Consider the following 21077-nt stretch of genomic DNA (forward strand, 5'->3'; position numbering starts at 1 on the left):
ACTTATCAATTGCCCGAATCAAAACACTTCAATACAAGACTGCTCAATATGGACGAACAACAAACCGAACTATACCAAATTATCTCGGAAAATTTTTAGGGTGTTGCAATGCGGAAAACAGGAAAAAGAAAAATTATGCAATTACGACAATCACACAGGAAGCAGGCTAAGATTAAACTGGCTTTAGAAGGACCAAGTGGAAGTGGCAAAAGTTTCAGCAGCTTACTATTAGCCTATGGTATGACAAATGACTGGACTAAAATAGCAGTCATTGACACAGAAAATGGAAGTGCTGACCTTTATGCTCACTTAGGACAGTATAATGTACTTACACTTCAAGCACCATTTACACCGGAGAAGTATATTGAAGCTATTACTGTATGTGAAAATGCAGCAATAGATGTTATCATTATTGATAGTATTTCCCATTGTTGGGACTATCTTTTGGAGTATCACAGTAGTTTACAAGGAAATTCCTTTACCAACTGGGGGAAAATTACCCCAAGACAAAATGCCTTTATCCAGAAGATATTAAGCAGTACATCACACGTTATTTCCACCATGAGGACAAAACAGGATTATGTACTCAATGAAAGGAATGGTAAGATGATACCTGAAAAGGTAGGACTAAAGGCTGTGATGAGGGATGGAGTGGACTATGAGTTCACCATTGTGTTTGATATAGACATCAAGCACTATGTAACCACCAGTAAAGACAGAACTGGCATGTTCATGGGTAAACCCGAATTTACTATTACACCAGATACAGGTAAGAGAATACTACAATGGTGCAATGGAGGGACAAGTATAGAATCAGTCAGGGTAGAAATCAACAATGCTAAAACAGAGGAAGAACTCTACGCTATCTATCACAAGTACCCTGAATGGCGGGAATCCCTTACACCTGACTTTATGACAAAGAAGCAGAATATTCAATCTGCAAAAACTACTAATGTACCAACAACTAACAATCAACCAATTACCAACAATCCTAATTTTATAAGATATGGAAACAACAATGCAACTCTTTCCGGTCAGAACTAATAATAACCTGATAGGAAACAACAGGGTAAATACTGTAATAGATACTCATGCAAAAGTGATAGAATCTACTCCACTATCAACAACACCTATAACATCAAATAAGAGAAGTCCGTTTGTTGAGGCTAACACTAAAGATGTTACTATACAACATCTGACAAATGAATGTGTAGTACCTGTTTTCAGCAAGGATAATGAAATAACTGTCAGCCATCCTAACTTTATAGAAACAGTCTGGAATGCAGCACACAATTTCTTTCAGGGAGAAAGCATTTCTAAGCCGGATATAAGGGTTTCCCATGTCATCAAAGGAAGAGTGCCGGAAGCCATTCATAAGCCCGTAAATCAGCTTTTAGAGACTGACAAGACTATCTATTATGAACGGATGGCTTTCTGTTTTGAGATACCTACTATTTATGAGGATATTGAAGGCAACAGGCTTAACCTGTCTATTGGTGGAGTAAGGGCTTACAACCATGAAAACCTGTATAGCAAGAAAGGAACAGAGAAGTTTAAGGTATTTATCGGCTTTAAGAATCTGGTATGTTGTAACCTTTGTGTATCTACTGATGGCTATAAGACTGAGATAAAAGCCATGAGTACAACAGACCTATTTAAGGCTGTTATGGAATTGTTCCAACTTTATAATCCTGCAAAGCATCTACATCTGATGAACTCCTTTAAAGATGCCAGTCTTACAGAACATCAGTTTGCTCAACTGATAGGTAAGAGTAAGCTATACCAATGCTTACCACCAAAAGATAAGAAACTATTACCGAGCATGGAGTTTACAGATACTCATATTAATGCCGTAGCCAAGTCTTATTACAATGATGATAATTTCAGCATAACTGAAAATGCTGATTCTATCAGCTTGTGGAATGTATATAACCTTTTCACTGGTGCTAATAAGAACAGTTACATTGATAACCTATTAGACAGGTCTTTGAATGCTACTGAGTTGGTATATGGTATTAATAAGGCTCTGCATGGTGATAGTCAATACAGGTGGTTTATTGAATAGATTGGGTTTTTAGCAAGTTGTCCAATCTTAACTTGACAGAACTTCATTTTCTTTTGTAGAATTATGAAGTTCTGTCTTTATATTTATCCTATACATTTTTGTTTGTTAGAAATTAAAATTAACTTTGTAAATTAAGGTTTCTTTTTCAAATAAAAAAACGAATAATCTTTTGAAAAACAAATATTTAGGCATTGATATATTTAGTGGTATCGGGGGGCTTAGTCTTGGAGCTCTAAATGCTGACATTGATGTATGTCTTGCTATTGAAAAAGATAAACACGCCGTACAAACATTCAAAAAAAATCATCCCAAAACAAATATACTCTGTGCTGATATAAGAGATATAGAGCCTACAAAATTGATAAAAGAGAAACCATTTATCATATTTGGTGGACCTCCATGCCAAGGGTTTTCAGTTTCTAATAGGCAAACTAGGACTGTTGATAACGAAAACAATAGCTTATTTCATGAATTTTTACGATTTGTGAAAGAACTTAGCCCAACTTGGTTTTTATTTGAAAATGTAGAAGGTATAACATCTTTCAATAAAGGAGAAACATTAAGGTATATTATTGAGCGATTTCAAGAATTAGGATATAATACAAATCATACTGTTTTATATGCTTCTGATTATGGCGTTCCTCAACATCGGAACAGATTTTTTATAGTTGGGAATAATCAGAATATTGAATTTGAATTTCCTCAAAAATCTGAAGATATTGTTACATTAGAAGATGCAATAAGTGATTTGCCATTATTAGACAATGGAGCTAATATAGATTCCTTGCCTTATAGGAAAGATGTTAAAACTAGTCCTTATGCTCTTCTAATGAGAAATAATAGCCCATATTCAACTCAAAATTATGTATCAAGGAATGCGGACTATATTATAGAAAGATACAGATATATTCAACAAGGACAAAATTGGCGAGCTATTCCTGAGCATCTCATGAATAATTATAAAAATAAAAATAATTGTCATAGTGGGATTTATAAAAGACTTGACTTAAAGAAGCCTTCTGTTGTAATATCCAATTATAGAAAAAATATGCTCATTCATCCGATACAAGATAGGGGATTGTCTGTTCGGGAAGCTGCAAGAATACAAAGCTTTCCTGACGATTTTATATTTGAAGGGACGATTCATTATATACAGCAACATATAGGGAATGCGGTTCCGCCATTGTTAGCAGAAGCTATATTTAAACAAATTTTACGCTATTGAAAACATGAATATAGAGGCTCAATTTAAAAACATACAAGATTTTTCAGGTTTTCCAAATGAAGACTATGGTAGTTTATATGTACAACTGGCAAAGATTTTCAAAGACAAAATACACCCTGAAATTAAAACAAAAATACTAGAAATAGAAGAAGAAGGATATTATAATAACCATGGAATTGAGCATATAAGTATGGTTATTGATAGGGCTTCAAAAATAATTGAAACATTTACTGAAAATGAAAACACTTTTTCTCTTTCTGATTATGAGCTCTTTATTCTTTTGATTAGTATTCATTTACATGATGCTGGGCATCTTATAGGAAAGAGAAAAGAACATGCAAATAAAGTCCACGAAATGCTTTCTAGGTACTGTGGAAAAATGTTGACTGCGGCAGAAAGAAGAACAATTGGAGATATTGCTAAAGCTCACGGAGGGAAAGATGATCCTATCGGAAAACTTGTAGACGAACATATTTCAGGATTTGAAATTCGCACTCAATTACTAGCTGGGATATTAAGATTAGCTGATGAATTAGCAGAAGACAAAACTCGTGCATCTTTAGGATTATTAGAACTTGAGGATGATTCTAAGGATGAACCAAATACACATATTGACAAATACAGTGAAGTTTTTCATCGCTTTTCGGAGAGCTTAGATTCAATACGTATTCAAGGCAATGAAATCAAAATATCATTTTGTGTAAATAAAAGACTATTGAATAGATTCTTTGAAAAAAAGAAAGAGGATAACAGTGTCGAAAAGACATTTCTTCTCGATGAGATTTACTCAAGAACATATAAAACATTTTTAGAAACATTATATTGCAACAGATTTTTCCCTTCTAAATCCAGATTTAATGTAGTTAAAATTAAAATAGATTTGTTGGGCGAATATGACGAAACCTTTAGGTCTATTTCTTATGAGTTAATTGAAAAAGGCTATCCATCCACTGAAAGTATGAGTTCTTTAATTCATGAACAAATAAAGGATGGAGAAAATATATTGGATGGTGCATATATTGCAAAATTAATAAATGAAGAAAAGCATGAAAAAGAATCCGTTTGAAGTTAATACACCAGAAGGAATTTCTGCTCAAGATGCCTATGATTTATTTGTAGATGTTTTTTCTGATTTTTATCAGGTTCCAAGAATAGGGCACACATTTTTAAATGGTTCCCGTGGGTCTGGTAAAAGTATGATGTTTCGATATATGATGCCAGATTGTCAAATATTGAAAGGTAAGAAGGCTTTAAATGAGCTGGATTATTTTGCGTTATATGTCCCTATTAAATTGACAGATATTAATTATCCAGAACTGGAAAAACTAAAAACAAATGCTGTTACTTATTTTAATGAACACTTACTGACTTCATATATTGCTACTAAATCTTTTCATAGTCTTTTGGAATATGAAGCAGAACTAAATGATTCAATTATTGAAATAGATAGATTCTATAATGAAATATTCTTATGGTATGTTGAAGTCGCTGGGCATGATATTTCAAAATATAAAAATAAGTTTGATAAAGGAGTTTTTTATATCGAAGAAATAATAAAGATTCTGGACAGGATGTTCTTGGAATGTAATAAGTATTGTAAAGATATTATCTTAGAAAGAGACAACTTGACTGCTTATAACAAATCTTTATGTACTTATATAAATTTTTTATACCCTATTTTACTGGAGTTGAAAAAACTTCCTTTTATTCCTCAAGATAAACCTATTTATATTTTAATAGATGATGCTGGTTATTTAAACAAAATCCAAACAGAAATACTTAATACATGGGTGTCATATAGGACTTCTCACAATGTAAGCTTAAAAATTTCAACACAATTTGATTATAAAAGCTATAAAACAGTAACAAATAAGACTATTGATGCTCCTCACGATTATTCTTTGGTTGACATAAATTCAATTTATACAAGTAATAAGGATAACTATTTTAAAAGGATAGATGACATAGTCCAAAGACGGTTAAATAAGTACCTAAGTATAGAAACTACAACTTCTAATTTTTTCCCTCCTTATCAAAAGCAAACGGATGCTATAGAAAAAATTGCATCTGAATTGAAGGCAAAACATCATGACCCAGAAAAATCATATGCCGGAAATGATGCTGCTAGAAGATATGCTTCTTCTGAATTTTTAAAAGACCTTATACGAAGACGTTCGAGCACAAACTATAGTTATGCTGGTTTTGATAATTTAGTCGCGATATCCTCTGGAATTGTGCGGCATTTCTTAGAGCCTGCATCTAAAATGTTTGCTAATATGTTAGCACAAGGAGTTGAAAATATTAGTCATATTCCACCATCAACTCAAGATGAAGTTATTAAAGATTTCTCTGAAAGTTTTCTTTCTAGTGAATTCGATAAAATTAGGGATACATTTGGCAATATTACTAATGGAGAACGACTTAGTAAAGCCGATAAATTACATAACCTTATAACTGGATTAGGAGGTTTATTCCATTCGATTTTTATATCAGATAAATCCGAAAGGATTGTTTTTTCAGTTGCAATTACAGATATTCCTAGTAACGAACTTCGGGAAATATTACATTTAGCTGTTCAATATGGCTATCTTCATCAAGGAAGCATCAGGAATAAACAAGGTACGGGTAAATGTGTTCTATATATATTAAGTAGAACTTTAGCTCCAGTTTTCCAAATTGAACCTAAAGGCTTTAAAGGATATCAATTCATGAATAGTGATACACTCCAGATAAGTCTTTATGACCCTCAGAAATTCATCAAAGCTGTAGCTCCAACTACAGTAATGGCAAACAGTTACGGACAATTAAGCATTTTTTAAGATGAAAATAGACAAGAATAATATAGTTGAAAATTTAGGTAACATAGATCTGTTTATTTGTGCATCTGGATTTGAATCACGTTCAACTTCTTTTGCTTTATTGTTAGATGCAGGGCGGGTAAACCATGTAATAGCATTTCATCAACGAGAAAATTATTCAATATCAGAACAGAATCTCAAAAGCATTAATGGTAATTTTCCAAAGATGGAAATTATAGAATTTCCAAAGAATAAATCATTCGATACATTTGAAATTTTCATTGATAATCTTGATAAATATATCCAACAAACATATATAAAAGACAAGTTGGAAGTAATCGTTGATATTACAGCATTTACAAGAGAAACGCTTCTAATACTACTTAGAGTGTTAACTATTCCTTATATAATAGAACATACAAATATTAAGTTAGTATATATGCCTGCGCAAAGCTATCAAAAAGATTGGATGACAAAGGGAGTTCGGGAAATTCGACCAGTTCTTGGATATTCAGGTTTATTATCTCCGAGTAAACCATCTTTGCTTGTAATGCTCACTGGTTTTGAAGAGGAAAGAATGCGTACTGTTATTGATATATATGAACCTTCTCATATATTACTAGGAAAACCTTGTAAAGAAAGTTCTATTAATCAAGAATTATTTGCAATTAGCGAAATGAAATATGAAGAATTAAAGTCTGAATATGAACATTTGATTATAGATGATGGATTTACTTTTTCATGCCAAGATATAGGAAAAACAAAAAGTATAATTTTAGATATTTACAATAAATATAATAATTACAATATTATTGTTGTACCTCTAAATAATAAAATATCAACTTTAGGAGTTGCCTTTGCAGCTTTGAAGGAAGAGGGCATTCAGATATGCTATCCTTCTGCAAATCAGTATAATATTGAAAATTTTTCTACTCCATCTGATTTTTTCTGTTTGTATGATATAAAACAATTTCTATAATGTCTAATTTTAGTGCGCTAGATGATTTATTCAATTATTTAGGATTAATTTTTACATAGTTACTTGTATGAATTAACAAGATGTAAATAACATACATTCTGATTTTTTTATAGAAAAAATTGTATCAAGTATATGTAAACTCAATAGCCCATGAAAACACCTACCCGTACTAAACTCAAGAACAAACTCCCCCACCAATTCTACATAAACCAAAATTCTGACGGCGGAATAATTTTACTCAACTTCTCCCTCTCTCAACATCCATCCACCCCCACTAAGTGGTAGCATTGATAATCAATGTTGTAGTGTAAAAGACTACTTTTTGAAACTTGCTAAAATTAATTATTATGGTAACGATTACTAACTACAAGGAAGTCCTAACAGATGACGGAAGACAATTTGTGTCAATAGAGCTTCAAAGTGAGCCTAAACTTGTACAGAGTTCAACAACAGGTAACTTTTATTTGACAGTGAATAAAACAAGAGTAACAACAGCATTACCTGTAGATGTATGTAAAACACTGATGGGTCAAAGGCTACCCGGTACTGTGGAAAAGATACAGGTTGAGCCTTATGAATCCATCAACAAGGAGACGGGAGAGGTTAAAACCCTGCATCATGTGTTTGTCTATACTCCTGATGAACAGAGTGTACAAAAGGTACAGCTTGGAGACCTGCCAATGATTACAGATTTCAATACAGGCATGAACTCTCTGCCAATGGGTTCTTTTGCTATACCTTCTTGATAACCAGAAATAATCAGACCTTACCTGAAATATGGTAGGGTCTGGTTAAGATAACATCAATGATAATACATGATGTAATATAATGATACTTTCCTTTAGCTGTAAGTACAATAGTAGCATATTTATATTTATCATTGATGTATTTATGAGTGAGACTACTCCACATCCATGTATTTATCCAAAATAAGTTTTAACTTTACTTTCCAACTATATTTTATTTATAGACTTTTTGATATATAAACATCATAAGGGTAAATAGCCCATGCCAATGTCCTGATTCAACTTTCTATTCAAGTAATGATTTTGTATCAACTTAAATTCATATTTTTGTTGAATAAACAATTAATCATTTGCTTATGGTAGAATAACAGAATCAAGACATAATTAATATAAAGCGTTTGCTTTATTGCTTGTAGGTTCATAAAATCACCACTTTTAGAAACCAACTGCATAGTAATAATAGTGAATGTTCATGTTATAGGCATGGGCTTCCTTATTGCAGTTGGTGGGTGTTGTGGTGATACCTTTGAACTTAGTGAGGTAAGTACCATGCCTTACTTGTTTTAACTATGGTACGAAAACATATAAATATTATTTATGAATACGAGAAAAGAACTCAATTTAGATGTCAAAAAATCAACACTCAAAACCATTCGAAAATATATATTAGTTACACTTTGTTGTTTTGTTATAGCGATAATTTATCCTTTTATAAATATATATTGGGGTACATATTCTGTATATATCATGCAAAATCCGAATGCCAATCAATATTCATTATATAGCGCAGAGCTTGCTAATGTAAGACTTGAGCCATATATAGAAAATGATTCAAGAATATTATATAGTAGATTTTATGGACAAGAGAGTGAATACTCTGATATTGTATGGCTTGCTGATATAAAAAGGACTGAAATCGCGGCTTATAATATTGAGAAAGAGAGTGAAAGAGCAGAAGAAATGTTAAAAGAATATATAGGGATATTTTCTTCGATAAAAATGGTATTCGGAATAGAACATTATGCCAAAATATTCTACTGGATATTCTTTCCGTTATTGATAACAACTATCGTTCTAATGAATTTTAAGTTTAACTTCAAAATAAAAAATGAGTAATTATGGGAATTTTTATAACAGGTTTATTAGGAGGCTTAATATTTGCCTTAGTTAGTTGGGCATTTAGTAAGATAGGCAGTCAATCAACGAAGAAAGCGGAAGAAGAGTTAAAAATTAGCTTTTCAAGCGAAATTTTATCCATCAAAGAAAAAACGGCAATAATGTATCTATTGATGAAACTTGCCGAGTGCGATGGGAAATATAACAAAAAAGAACATGCTGTAATGCAAGCTATTATGAATATTTTAGGGTATAATCCGAATACGAAAGATGCTGAAAAAATAGGAGCAGAATTAGAAAAATGTTCAGTCACTGATCTATCAGGTGTATTGTCGAATATTGATATACTTCAAAAAGAATGGTTCGCAAAAGCTATTATTGTCCTAATGGAAAGTGACCAACAAGCTACACAACAAGAAAATGACTTTATCCAACCAATCCTTTCTTCGATAGGTATCACGAATGAAAAATATAATGAAATAAAAAGCAGACTAACAAACACAAACAAATAAAATAATATGAAACATATTTATCTTGTTATTGTCATGTTCTTAATGTCGGGTGTATTTATTGGAGCAAATGCACAATCCATCAGTGCCAGTAAAATTCTGAGCTACCTGAATGGTCAAAAACAAACTGTAATATCAGCAGACCTTTCAAAACTTGGTTTTGTTCAAACAGAGAAAAAAGAAACAACGACATTTGTAGGCTATGCTTACACAAAGAAAGGTAGAGCAGGTGTTGAAAATATAAATATTGCAATTAATGATGAATTATTCTCAATTATATATAAGCCATCTACAACTGCGATATATTCAGCATTAAAAGAAAAAATGCTTACAAAAGACTTTGAATATTCTTACTCTCACCAAAGTACGAAATATTATGAAAGTACCAATATGAGAATCGGCATTAACGATACAGGCAAAATAATATCATTCTTTGTAAAAAAGAAGTGATAGCCCCATTCAAAACAAACGGCATACCTCAATCAAAGAAGTATGCCGTTCGATTTTATGGTGGTTTATCAGTAAGAATATTTCAGCTTCCCCGACAACTCAGACATTTCTCGATTTACAGTCTTTTCCAGTACTTTCGCATAATGCTGTGTCATCTTAATATCTTTATGCCCTAACATTTTAGAAACACTTTCAATAGAAATATTATTAGCTAAAGTTACAGTTGTGGCAAATGTGTGGCGGGCCATGTGAAATGTTAAATTCTTCGTAATTCCGCATAAATCAGCAATTTCCTTCAAATAAGCATTAGTCTTCTGGTTGGTAAGCATCGGGAGTAGTTGATTGTTTGGTAAAGGTATATCCTTGTATTTATCAAGAATTTTCTTCGTAACAGGAAGCAAAGGGACATTATACCAAACACCTGTTTTTTGCCGTTGCTTGCGAATTACAATATCATTGCCAACTTGGGAAAAATCCTCTTTTCTCAAATTCTTCACATCAATGTACGAAAGCCCAGTGAAGCAGCAAAAAGCAAATATATCTCTTATATGGGTTAGGCGGTCTGTCGGAAAATCTTTCATTAGCAGGGTTTCTAATTCAGTTTCAGAAAGAAACTCTTTGCTTACCTCATTCATCCTGAAATTCAATTTCTCAATAGGGTTGCTCTTCAATATTTCTTTCTGAACTGCAATATTAAGAATCTTACTAACATTGCGAATATATTTTACAGTAGTATTATTCGCACAATCACGGACAGTCCTAAGATAATGCTCATACTCCTTTATCATGTTTGGGGTAATCTCTTTCAAAAGGACATCATTTTGTTTATACTTATATTGTAAGAACTCCACGAAGTGATTCATTGATGTTTGATGCCGAACAAGGGTAGCAGGAGCAAACTCTTTTCCTATAAGGTCTTCCAGTTTGTTGTTATGCTCTGTGTATAATTTCACAAATGTAACCTTCATTTCATCAGCACCAATATATCTGTTCTTTAAGGCAATAGCACTTACAGTCTTATCTTCATCCTCAAGGTCTTTTTGAATCTCATATAATCGGGAACGGATATGTTCCAAATAATGATTAAGTTCTTTGTTTTTGGCTGTAGTTGCTTTGGCACAACCTTTCTTCTCTAACCAATCATTAATAGTGATACTGCGTTGAATGCCCATTTCAGCCCTCACACCATCCACTGTAATTCGCATGTAAATGGGTGCTTCCCCATTTCTAAGCAGTTTTGACCTCTTAATAAAGTAGAGGATTGTAAAAGTTTTTCTTTTCATAAAAATCCACCTTTCTTCAATAAATTTTAATACTACAAAGTTATCTCCAGAGAGGACTTTATGAAAGTGCATAATGTTGAATAACAATGAATTATATACAAACAGGTGGACTGTTCCAAACTTATATTTTAGTCCACCGAATTAGCAGACTAACAAATGCAATATAAGGGTACAGGATGCACTTTTCTATAAAAATAAAAATCCTGTAATTCAACGAATTACAGGATTTATACTTATCTTTCATACTTGTTTTGCGGAAGCGGGGGGATTCGAACCCCCGGTACAGTTACCCGTACGTCAGTTTAGCAAACTGGTGGTTTCAGCCACTCACCCACACTTCCCTGCATTGCAAAATGGGTTTTTGCTCAATTGCGATGCAAATATAATTGTTTGTTTTGATTATACAAACAGTTTCCTGATTAAATAGCTTTTTCTTTGATCAAATATTCGGCTATTTGCACAGCGTTCAGCGCTGCTCCTTTCTTGATCTGATCAGCAACAACCCAGAATGTCAATCCGTTCGGGTTGGCAATGTCTTCGCGGATACGTCCTACGTAAACAGGGTCTTGTCCTGCTACGAAAAGAGGCATCGGATAGTCTTTCTCTGCCGGATTATCTTGCAAAACGATACCCCCGGCTTTAGCGAATGCTTCTTTTGCTTCCTGCGGGCTAACCGGTCTTTCGGTTTCTACCCATATAGCTTCGGAGTGTGAGCGAAGAACAGGAACACGGATACATGTCGCGCTCACTTCTATGTCGGAATGCATAATCTTACGTGTTTCGTGATACATCTTCAACTCTTCCTTTGTGTATCCGTTGTCAGTGAAAACATCTATCTGAGGAATCAGATTATATGCCAACTGGTATGCGAATTTTTCTACAGTTACATCGTTATTGTATGCTATTTGCTTAAACTGATTGATCAGCTCGTCCATGGCAGCAGCTCCTGCGCCCGATGCAGCCTGATAAGTGGCAACGTGCGCCCGTTTGATATGCGATATTTTTTCTATTACATCCATTGCTACCACCATTTGGATAGTAGAGCAATTGGGATTGGCAATAATTCCCCTCGGACGTATCTTGGCATCTTCTCCATTCACTTCCGGCACAACCAACGGTACGTCTTTGTCCATACGGAATGCGCTGGAATTGTCTATCATGATGGCTCCGTGCTTGGTAATCGTAGATGCAAATTCAACAGATGTGCCACCTCCGGCAGAAGTAAACGCGATGTCTATACCCTTAAAATCATCGTTATGCTTGAGTTCCTTGACTTCGTACTGTTTATCACGGAAAGTATAAACAGTTCCGGCACTTCTTGCCGACCCGAACAACACCAGTTCATCGACGGGAAAATTCCGTTCATCGAGAACCCGGAGAAACTCCTGTCCAACGGCGCCACTGGCGCCAACAATAGCAATTTTCATTTTAGTTTGATATAGAATAAATTAAATAATGAGGTACAAAGATATGAATTTGCAAAGATATAGTATTCATGTTCAGATGAATTTAAATGGTAACTTTTTAACTAAAATGTAACAAACTGCTACAGTAGTCAGTAGTCAGTAGTTAGTAGTGAGCGCTCAGAACTTAAAACTCATAACTCATAACTATTTAACGCCTACTTTTTAACTAAAAAGTAACAAACTTCTACAGTCAATTAGCCGTTAGCCATTAGCTGTTAGCCGTTAGCTGTTAGCCCCTTGCTCGCGCGGCTACCCTCTTTGTCATCCTGACCGCAGGGAAGGATCCCGATCCCCGAGAAACAAGAGATGCCTCCTGTCGTCAGCATGACAAACCGGAATTTAACTAAAAAGTAACAAACTTCTACAGTTAGCAGTCATCAGTCAACAGTAAACAACTCGTATCTCGTCTACTCGTAACTTTTAACTAAAAAGTAACAAACTTCTACACTCAATTAGCTGTTAGCCCCTTGCTTGCGCGGCTACCCTCTTTGTCATCCTGACCGCAGGGAAGGATCCTGATCCCCGAGAGACAGGAGATGCTTCCTATCGTCAGCATGACAAACCAGAATTTAACTAAAAAGTAACAAACTTCTACCTTTAGCAGTAAACAGTAGTCAGCCAACAAGGCCTTTTCGTCATTGCGAATTCGAAGAATCGGCGGAGCCAACAGGAGTGAAGCAATCCAGAGTATTGATTATTAATGGATTGCTTCGGGTAAACCCTCGCAATGACGTGCGACAGTCAGCAGTCAACAACTCGTATCTCGTATCTCGTCTACTCGTATCTTTTTAACTAAAAAGTAACAAACTCCCATAGTACATGACAAAAAATATTTTACATACATTTAAAAGACTTATTATGTTGCCCTTACAGGGCACGATTCCCTAGTCTGTCATCTACCCGGGGTAACACCCCGGGCTGGAATATATTAGGCCTTCAGCCTGTTTATTTCCTTGATGCCCTGAAGGGGCTACATAATATAGCCCAATGGCAACGCCTTGGGTGGGAAAACGAAATCCCCTGAAACCGAGCCCTGTAAGGGCAATATAAGATTTTGCAATATTTTTTGTCATGTACTATGCAAACTCCACACTCATTTTCACATTTTAACTACACTTCGTTCCGTTGAACGTTGTTTCAAATTCGCTAATTGTCAAATTAAAAATTTATTCCCGATAAGCAGGTTGACTATAAAAAATCCGTAGGATTTTCATATCAATAGAAAATTGTATCCTCTTTTCTACCCGAACGCCGTAGGTGTTCAACCCCTAAGGGGTTGCGATACCGGGCGGTTTACCTCTTCTATTGATATGAATGCCCTAACGGGCAAAAATTACACCCAATTCTACAGTTATCAGTCAACAGTCAACAACTTGTACCTCCTATCTCGTATCTCGTATCTCGTCTACTCGTAACTTTTTAACTAAAATGTAACAAACTTCTACAGTAGTCAGTAGTTAGTAGTCAGTAGTTAGTAGTGAGCGCTCATAACTCATAACTATTTAACGCCTACTTTTTAACTAAAAAGTAACATTTTCTACACTCATTTTCAAATCTTCAAATTTGCTAATTTTAACTACACTTCGTTCCGTTGAACGTTGTTTCAAATTTTCTCATTTTCAAATTACCACTATCTATAGATAAAACTAATTTAGTTACAGGTTATAAGCTTTTGCCGCTTTGCGCCATTGTTGACTGCTGACTGTTTACTGTTATTGTCGCTTCGAGCCAACCATCGGTCACAGGAGCGCAGCGTATGTAATTGGCACATTTTCAAATTGGCACATTTGCTAATTTTTCATTTAAAACCTATATCTTTGTTCCTCCAAAAAAACTATCACAAAATGGCTCGGAAAAAGAAGGAATTACCTTTGATAGAAAATGTAGAGATTGTCGACATTGCCGCGGAAGGAAAAGCTATAGCAAAAATAGACGATATGGTAGTGTTTATACCATATGTAGTGCCCGGCGACATTATCGATTTGCAGATAACGCGGAAGAAGAATAGTTATGCAGAAGGGAGACCGGTTCGCTTTGTATCTTATTCCCCGAATCGCACGGAAGCGTTTTGTGAGCATTTTGGTATCTGTGGCGGGTGTAAGTGGCAAATACTCCCATATACCGAGCAACTGAAATATAAACAAAAGCAGGTGACGGATAATCTTGTCCGTATCGGTAAAATCGAATTGCCTGAAATACAGCCTATACTTGGTTCTGCCAAAACGGAATTTTACCGCAACAAGCTTGAGTTTACATTCTCGAATAAAAAGTGGCTGACACAGGAGCAAATTAATTCGAACGAAAGTTTTGATAATATGAATGCTCTCGGTTTCCATATACCCGGTATGTTCGACAAGGTGCTCGACATAAATAAATGCTGGTTGCAGGACGATATATCGAACCAAATACGCAATTTTATACGCGAATATTGTATCGATAAAGAGTATACATTCTTCGACCTCAGAAACAAAGGTGGTTTGATGCGGAATATTATAGTGCGTACTTCTACTACCGGGGAGCTGATGCTGATCGTCGTTTTCTACGAAGCCAGTAGAACAAAACGCGAAGACCTGCTGAATGCTATCGCTGGCAAGTTTCCCGAAATCACCTCTTTGCTTTACATCGTAAATGAGAAGGCAAACGACACGATTACCGACCAGATAGTACTGAGATGGAAAGGGAACGATTTTATTTACGAGGAAATGGAAGAGTTAAAGTTCAAAATAGGTCCGAAATCTTTCTACCAGACAAATAGTGAGCAAGCATATGAGTTATATAAAGTAGCGCGTGATTTTGCCGGGCTTACAGGTAATGAACTTGTTTACGACTTGTATACAGGTACGGGTACCATAGCCAACTTTATTGCCCGTCAGGCTAAAAAAGTTATCGGTATAGAATATGTGGAAGACGCAATCGAGGATGCTATATATAATTCTGAAAACAACAAAATAAAGAACACGTTGTTTTTCGCCGGAGACATGAAAGATATACTTACACAGGATTTCATCGATAAATACGGGCGTCCCGATGTCATTATCACCGATCCGCCACGTGCGGGCATGCACGAAGATGTAGTAAGTACTATCCTGTTTGCCGAACCTGAGAGAATCGTTTATGTAAGCTGTAATCCTGCTACTCAAGCCCGTGACCTGGCTTTACTCGATGCAAAATATAAAGTAACCAAGGTGCAGCCGGTAGATATGTTCCCACATACTCACCATGTGGAGAATGTCGTTTTATTGGTGAAGAAATAAAGTGTTTTTATCATACAAACGATAATAAGAAAGAGGCTGTTCCTCCAAGAGTGGTCGGGAGATTTCAATATATCATATATTATTGTTTATCAATTCAATAGTATATAATCAGGTCGGTGAATATATTTATCAAACGTTGAATAGAAGTTAGACATTTTATATAATATTGCTTTCACTTGATTTGAACACAATCGTAGAAATAAAATCGTATCTTTGAGTATAATATTCAAATTAAAATGAAAAAATTTAGAGATTACAAAAATGAAGGTGCAAATTGGATAACTCTCGCTACTGGTGAATTTTATCCTGATATACTTAAAGATGCCTGCGCGTTATATAAGCCTGTACTAGAGCTGTTTGGGCAATTATTAAAGTCTTCAGAGTCTTCACAAAGGCTTTTCATACAAACGACAGAAGTAAAGCAACAATGGATGCGAATCCAATTGGCAAGAGTATTTAGAAAGTATGTTAGTCCTAATACTTCTGTTGAAATGTTGAAAAAAAAATCTTCTGTTCAATGGATATGCGAAAATTTTGCAAAGGAATTCAGACCAATAGCAGAGGTTCAAAAAGCCTTTATGTCTCGACCTATACCAGATGAAGCTTTATGTGCTATATTGTGGGAATATAAAGATAGAGGTCAAAAAGGATATAATTTAACAGAACGAATGTTTGAATTATTGAGAAGTATCCTCCCCGATTATGAAATTTTAGGTCCAGAGAGAGCAGGTAAAGATATTCTTTTAGGAAAAGTTTTTCCTAATTACACTAAACCTGACAGACCTGCCGATTTTATAATAAAAGATAAAAGTAATATTCTGGCAGTTGGTTTTGCTCGCTATGATTCTGATCGAGGAGGCTCTCAGGAGGATGATCGTACAGGCGGTTATTATCATGCGGCAAGAGAATTCCTTGAATATGCTAACGGAAAAGATTTAAGAACAAAAGTTATTTTTGTTAATGATGGGCCGGGCTTACTACTTGGTTCAATGTGGGATGATTATAGTTATTTGGATGAAAGTTCAGATGATATAAAAGTTGTAACTTTACGTATGATTGTGAATAGAATAAATGATACTTGGTTAAAATCATAATGGCTACAGGAATAACTAAAAATAACTGGCAAGAAGAAGTTCATATTATTTCTAGTGAAATTTATGAGAAGGGGGTTAATTATCAAATTTCTTATGAAGGAAAAACTTCTATAGAGAAATTAATAAATTCTTTACCTATTCAGAAATACGAAACTTTGATTGAAGAAAACAATAATAATCAGTTGTACTATGGGGATAATCTTGATGTAATGAAACACCTTGTTCATAATCAAGAATTTACAGGAAAAATTAAATTAGTATATATAGACCCTCCTTATGGGACAAATAGTATATTCCAGACACGCCATCAAAAAAATTCATATAAAGATGATTTAATTGGAAGTCATTACATTGAATTCATAAGAAGGCGTCTTATTTTATTAAAGGAACTGATGTCTAACAGCGGTTCTATATATGTTCATCTGGATAATAATATGGTTTTCCAAATAAAGATGATAATGGACGAAGTTTTTGGTACTAAAAATTTTAGGGGATTAATAACACGAAAGAAATGTAGTAATAAAAACTATACAAAGAAGACATATGGAAACATTTCTGACTATATACTATTTTACTCAAAAACAGATGATTATATTTGGCATAGACCAGCAGAAGCATGGACCGATGAAAAAGTATTAAAAGAATACCCTTGCATTGATGAGGCTACAGGTAGACGATACAAAAAAGTGCCAATTCATGCACCGGGGATAAGAAATGGTGAAACTGGTTCAGAATGGAGAGGTATGCTGCCTCCTAAAGGGAAGCATTGGCAATATACCCCTTCAAAATTGGATGAATTAGATGAGAAAGGTGAAATTTATTGGTCTGCAAATGGAAATCCTCGCAGGAAAGTGTTTTTTGAAGAAGACAAAGGTATTCCGATACAAGATATATGGTTAGATGTACAGGATTCTTTAAATCAAAATATCAAGACCACGGGATACCCCACAGAAAAAAATCCAGATTTACTAAAACGTATTATTAAAGCATCTTCAAATGAAGGTGATCTTGTTTTAGATTGCTTTGCTGGTTCTGGGACAACGTTAGAAGCAGCTCAAAGTTTGAATAGAAAATGGATTGGAATTGATAATAGTTCTGAGGCGATTGCAAGTGTTTTCAAACGTTTTTTTAATGGACTTGAGAATATGGGAAGTTTTGTTAAAAAGACAAACAAAAAAAAGAATGAGGCAAAAAATCAACAATCTTTATTTCCCTCTTTACAAGTAGAAAAAAATGACACCAATGAAACTTTAGAAAAATTCAATTTTATTATTGACTCATTTCATAAAGAAGAAATTGAAGAAGAAATTCGTCAATATTTACAAGATTTATAAAGGGATGAATTCTATATGATGGACGGGTTTGCGTATGCTTCGCTACCGCGCGAATCTTTCGCGTGGCTTATTTAATCGCCACACGATGCAATCGTGCGGTAGCGGGGGCTTTTGAAATATAATTATAATCTCGACTAATCTTTATTAACTAAATATTTGTTTTGAATCATTCTGCTTAATATAAAGCAAAGGACACCAATTACAGCAAAAGTAATAATGAGAATGGGGCTTGAATATAGCATTTCAGAACCATCTATATAAGCTAAAAAATAAAATGGTGTCATTACAGCAAATAACTTAGCCATTATATTCAAAAATTTAGAAAGCAAGAATTTCTTATATAATTTCCAATTATTAGCTGCCGTTTCAGTCTCAGTCTCTTTAGTATAGAATGATGCTTTTTTCCTGTAATAATGCGTGGAAGCACTATACCCTACATAATATGCTACAATTGCCCATATAGGAAAAAATATAAGCAGTTCATTTTCTGATGATGTCCACCACGACATGCCAAATCTTAAAGAAAATACTATAAAAGCAACTATTAAAAATCCAATAGCACCGAGCAACCCATTAATTATATTTTTCTTTTGCATAATATAATCGCAAAATTCGATTGTACAAATTTTTAAAATGAAATGTACATCAAAACACATGCACACATATTTGAAATACATTCATAATTGTACAAATATAACAAAAGCCATTTAAGTATAGTTTAAATGGCTTTTAATTATTATTTAATTAAGTGTATTGTTCAATATACGGATAAATTGTTTTAGCTAACTGTTGCTGCCCTGCATCATTCGGATGTACACCATCAGGCATCAAAGCATCTTTTGTCAATGGTGATATTCTACATTCATTGTATATATCAATACAACGCACCCCAAAATAAGTGCAAATCTGATGCTCTATATCTCTATAACTCTGTAAAGGATAAGCACCATCCCATGTTGTGAAAAATGGTGTGAAAAAGACTATTGAAGCATTTATTGATGTTTTACGCAATAGAGTTTCCAAACAATATCTAAATGATTCGGCAAAAGTGCGTCCAAGTGCTAAATCTGAATAGTTCATTGTCATAACACTTTCAACTTCACCTAATGGTCTATTTCTGTCATAATCGTTTACACCTATCATGCAAGTGATCAGACCTGAAAACCCATTAGGGACAGTATTAACCTGCGACATTAAACCTTTAAAACCATTGTCAGGGTCATTGAAAGCCGTAGCACCTGATATGGCTAAATTCGTAAAACTCACAAATTTAACCATCGAATTGATAAGTACTGGATATGGCGTGTTTGCACCAGCACCGAAAGTAATGCTATCGCCCAATGAAATATAAGCAATATCGGATGTAGATGTATCACCCTCACCTATAAACAGCCCAATACAAAGGTTATTTGTAGCGAAAGAAGTCCAAACATCATCATATCTATAATTACCACCACCAACCGAATTTGCTGCACCTGATTCATAAGTCAGTTTTGCTGTATCTCCAACCTTGAAGAATCCCAATACTTCATCACTTGCTAATTGCTTGGCAATTGGTATAATATTAACGCCACTTGTCAATGTAATTTGCTTTAACTCTGTCTGAGTAAAAGAAGATGTATTGATATTTTTACCTATATAAATAGTCATTGTACCGCCATTTTCTGACTTTAATTTAAGATTATTGATATATTTACCTTTCATTAAGTCAGAGTTGAAATAATACCATGTACCGTCAGGCAACGCATTTTTTGTACCGTCTGCAAAGGGTATTAATTCGGTTATAGTGCCACCTGATGATATATCTTCTATCAAAGCATATAATTTATTAATATCACCATCTGCATCTAAGCCACCCACGCCAATAAACACCCCAATACAAAGGTTATTTGTAGCAAAAGAAGTCCAAACACCATCATATCTATAATTACCACCACCAACCGAATTTGCTGCACCTGATTCATAAGTCAGTTTTGCTGTATCTCCAACCTTGAAGAATCCCAATACTTCATCACTTGCTAATTGCTTGGCAATTGGTATAATATTAACACCACTTGTCAGTGTGACTTGTTTTAATTCTGTTTGAGAGAAAGATGATGTATTAATATTTTTACCTATGTATATAGTCATTGTACCACCATTTTCTGACTTCAATTTGATGTTGTTGATATATTTACCCTTCATTAAATCAGAATTGAAATAGTACCATGTACCATCAGGTAACGCATTTTTTGTGCCGTCTGCAAAAGGTATTAATTCAGTTATTTGAGAATTACCACTTCCACCATACAATTTCACTTGAAGATTATTAACTGCATGATTTGATGGCACAGTGTCCACATCATCAGTTATTTCATTTGTTAGTGCTTCCTTTTTTAGATATTCAGCCAAATCAACTTCCTGTTGTGTTGGAATTTCACCAGTATCAGTCCATGCACCACCATCTGCAAAAACTTTCCAAACAGTTCCAGGATATGGTGATCCAACCCACGCAAAGAAATCTTTTATGTTTTCAGTTTGTGGATATGCTGTCTGTAATTCTGCTAATGTAGAATAATAACCTTTGAATTTTGTAGTTACTTTTTCCAAATCTTCTTTTGATGCCTTATCATCCAACGCTTCATTCAATCCTAAAACAGCAGATTGATTGATCCTTTCTGACTTATGCCAAAAGGACTTGAATTGTTCAGCAAACTGTGCTTCTGTCGGAAACTTTCCGGTGGTGAACCACTCAAATAATTGCTTTAAACTTACCATG

At 34.4% G+C, this 21077-nt stretch carries 18 protein-coding genes and 1 tRNA gene; 13 read left to right on the top strand and 6 right to left on the bottom strand.

Features of this window, described 5'->3' with window-relative positions; translation table 11 throughout:
• Positions 1-132 precede the first annotated feature (132 nt).
• The 10 genes from ACYPZI_RS11015 (at position 133) to ACYPZI_RS11060 (ending at position 9888) form a co-directional block, all read left to right on the top strand.
• Positions 133-1044 carry an AAA family ATPase gene (locus ACYPZI_RS11015; protein WP_459601602.1) on the top strand — a complete coding sequence of 304 codons (912 nt, stop codon included), beginning with the start codon at positions 133-135 and terminating at the stop codon, positions 1042-1044.
• Positions 1007-2065, top strand: a complete 1059-nt coding sequence (locus ACYPZI_RS11020; protein ID WP_459601521.1) for a DUF3871 family protein — start codon at positions 1007-1009, stop codon at positions 2063-2065. Before ACYPZI_RS11015 ends, ACYPZI_RS11020 begins: the two co-directional genes overlap by 38 nt.
• A 169-nt stretch (positions 2066-2234) precedes the next feature.
• Complete coding sequence (locus ACYPZI_RS11025) at positions 2235-3290, top strand: DNA cytosine methyltransferase (protein WP_459601523.1); 1056 nt, start codon at positions 2235-2237, stop codon at positions 3288-3290.
• Positions 3291-3294: 4 nt separating this feature from the next.
• Entirely contained in the window at positions 3295-4356 is a 1062-nt protein-coding gene (locus ACYPZI_RS11030; protein ID WP_459601525.1) for an HD domain-containing protein, read from the top strand.
• A complete protein-coding gene (locus tag ACYPZI_RS11035) occupies positions 4337-6109 on the top strand; it encodes an ORC-CDC6 family AAA ATPase (RefSeq protein ID WP_459601526.1) in 1773 nt (590 codons plus the stop codon). Before ACYPZI_RS11030 ends, ACYPZI_RS11035 begins: the two co-directional genes overlap by 20 nt.
• A gap of 1 nt (position 6110) precedes the next feature.
• Positions 6111-7067, top strand: a complete 957-nt coding sequence (locus ACYPZI_RS11040) for a hypothetical protein (protein WP_459601527.1) — start codon at positions 6111-6113, stop codon at positions 7065-7067.
• A gap of 347 nt (positions 7068-7414) precedes the next feature.
• Positions 7415-7813 (top strand): hypothetical protein, encoded by a 399-nt coding sequence (locus ACYPZI_RS11045; protein WP_459601529.1) that lies wholly within the window; start codon positions 7415-7417, stop codon positions 7811-7813.
• Between the two features lie 597 nt (positions 7814-8410).
• Positions 8411-8929, top strand: coding sequence for a hypothetical protein (locus ACYPZI_RS11050; RefSeq protein ID WP_459601531.1), 519 nt, complete (start codon positions 8411-8413; stop codon positions 8927-8929).
• 2 nt (positions 8930-8931) lie between these two features.
• Positions 8932-9441: a TerB family tellurite resistance protein gene (locus ACYPZI_RS11055; RefSeq protein WP_459601533.1), complete on the top strand. Its 510-nt coding sequence runs from the start codon at positions 8932-8934 to the stop codon at positions 9439-9441.
• A 6-nt stretch (positions 9442-9447) separates the two neighbouring features.
• A complete protein-coding gene (locus tag ACYPZI_RS11060; protein WP_459601535.1) occupies positions 9448-9888 on the top strand; it encodes a hypothetical protein in 441 nt (146 codons plus the stop codon).
• A 68-nt stretch (positions 9889-9956) separates the two neighbouring features.
• On the opposite strand, the gene ACYPZI_RS11065 is transcribed toward ACYPZI_RS11060, so the two are convergent.
• The 4 genes from ACYPZI_RS11065 to ACYPZI_RS11080 form a co-directional block, all read right to left on the bottom strand.
• Positions 9957-11171, bottom strand: a complete 1215-nt coding sequence (locus tag ACYPZI_RS11065; protein ID WP_459601537.1) for a site-specific integrase — start codon at positions 11169-11171, stop codon at positions 9957-9959.
• Between the two features lie 254 nt (positions 11172-11425).
• Positions 11426-11512, bottom strand: a tRNA-Ser gene (locus ACYPZI_RS11070).
• 78 nt (positions 11513-11590) lie between these two features.
• Positions 11591-12598: an aspartate-semialdehyde dehydrogenase gene (locus tag ACYPZI_RS11075; RefSeq protein WP_459601539.1), complete on the bottom strand. Its 1008-nt coding sequence runs from the start codon at positions 12596-12598 to the stop codon at positions 11591-11593.
• 935 nt (positions 12599-13533) lie between these two features.
• A complete protein-coding gene (locus tag ACYPZI_RS11080) occupies positions 13534-13710 on the bottom strand; it encodes a hypothetical protein (RefSeq protein WP_459601541.1) in 177 nt (58 codons plus the stop codon).
• A gap of 771 nt (positions 13711-14481) precedes the next feature.
• Between ACYPZI_RS11080 and rlmD the strand changes: the two genes are divergently transcribed.
• From rlmD to ACYPZI_RS11095, 3 genes are all read left to right on the top strand, one after another.
• Entirely contained in the window at positions 14482-15891 is a 1410-nt protein-coding gene (gene rlmD, locus ACYPZI_RS11085; protein WP_459601543.1) for a 23S rRNA (uracil(1939)-C(5))-methyltransferase RlmD, read from the top strand.
• Between the two features lie 236 nt (positions 15892-16127).
• Positions 16128-16985: a bstEII gene (locus ACYPZI_RS11090; protein WP_459601545.1), complete on the top strand. Its 858-nt coding sequence runs from the start codon at positions 16128-16130 to the stop codon at positions 16983-16985.
• Positions 16985-18319, top strand: a complete 1335-nt coding sequence (locus ACYPZI_RS11095; protein ID WP_459601547.1) for a site-specific DNA-methyltransferase — start codon at positions 16985-16987, stop codon at positions 18317-18319. The genes ACYPZI_RS11090 and ACYPZI_RS11095 overlap by 1 nt, the downstream gene beginning before the upstream one ends.
• A gap of 134 nt (positions 18320-18453) precedes the next feature.
• Here ACYPZI_RS11095 and ACYPZI_RS11100 read toward each other — a convergent pair whose 3' ends face one another.
• Both ACYPZI_RS11100 and ACYPZI_RS11105 read right to left on the bottom strand, forming a co-directional pair.
• The gene (locus tag ACYPZI_RS11100; RefSeq protein WP_459601549.1) at positions 18454-18915 is read right to left on the bottom strand and encodes a hypothetical protein; all 462 of its coding nucleotides are present in this window, start codon (positions 18913-18915) and stop codon (positions 18454-18456) included.
• Between the two features lie 148 nt (positions 18916-19063).
• Positions 19064-21076, bottom strand: a complete 2013-nt coding sequence (locus tag ACYPZI_RS11105) for an SGNH/GDSL hydrolase family protein (protein ID WP_459601551.1) — start codon at positions 21074-21076, stop codon at positions 19064-19066.
• Position 21077 lies beyond the last annotated feature (1 nt).

This window comes from Dysgonomonas reticulitermitis (genome assembly GCF_054601275.1).

Coding starts and splice junctions, on each gene's coding strand:
- ACYPZI_RS11030 (WP_459601525.1), top strand. CDS start 3,295: ATGAATATAGAGGCTCAATTTAAAAACATACAAGATTTTTCAGGTTTT.
- ACYPZI_RS11045 (WP_459601529.1), top strand. CDS start 7,415: ATGGTAACGATTACTAACTACAAGGAAGTCCTAACAGATGACGGAAGA.
- ACYPZI_RS11100 (WP_459601549.1), bottom strand. CDS start 18,915: ATGCAAAAGAAAAATATAATTAATGGGTTGCTCGGTGCTATTGGATTT.
- ACYPZI_RS11080 (WP_459601541.1), bottom strand. CDS start 13,710: ATGACAAAAAATATTGCAAAATCTTATATTGCCCTTACAGGGCTCGGT.
- ACYPZI_RS11050 (WP_459601531.1), top strand. CDS start 8,411: ATGAATACGAGAAAAGAACTCAATTTAGATGTCAAAAAATCAACACTC.
- ACYPZI_RS11095 (WP_459601547.1), top strand. CDS start 16,985: ATGGCTACAGGAATAACTAAAAATAACTGGCAAGAAGAAGTTCATATT.
- rlmD (WP_459601543.1), top strand. CDS start 14,482: ATGGCTCGGAAAAAGAAGGAATTACCTTTGATAGAAAATGTAGAGATT.
- ACYPZI_RS11055 (WP_459601533.1), top strand. CDS start 8,932: ATGGGAATTTTTATAACAGGTTTATTAGGAGGCTTAATATTTGCCTTA.
- ACYPZI_RS11075 (WP_459601539.1), bottom strand. CDS start 12,598: ATGAAAATTGCTATTGTTGGCGCCAGTGGCGCCGTTGGACAGGAGTTT.
- ACYPZI_RS11090 (WP_459601545.1), top strand. CDS start 16,128: ATGAAAAAATTTAGAGATTACAAAAATGAAGGTGCAAATTGGATAACT.
- ACYPZI_RS11020 (WP_459601521.1), top strand. CDS start 1,007: ATGGAAACAACAATGCAACTCTTTCCGGTCAGAACTAATAATAACCTG.
- ACYPZI_RS11040 (WP_459601527.1), top strand. CDS start 6,111: ATGAAAATAGACAAGAATAATATAGTTGAAAATTTAGGTAACATAGAT.
- ACYPZI_RS11035 (WP_459601526.1), top strand. CDS start 4,337: ATGAAAAAGAATCCGTTTGAAGTTAATACACCAGAAGGAATTTCTGCT.
- ACYPZI_RS11105 (WP_459601551.1), bottom strand. CDS start 21,076: ATGGTAAGTTTAAAGCAATTATTTGAGTGGTTCACCACCGGAAAGTTT.
- ACYPZI_RS11060 (WP_459601535.1), top strand. CDS start 9,448: ATGAAACATATTTATCTTGTTATTGTCATGTTCTTAATGTCGGGTGTA.
- ACYPZI_RS11065 (WP_459601537.1), bottom strand. CDS start 11,171: ATGAAAAGAAAAACTTTTACAATCCTCTACTTTATTAAGAGGTCAAAA.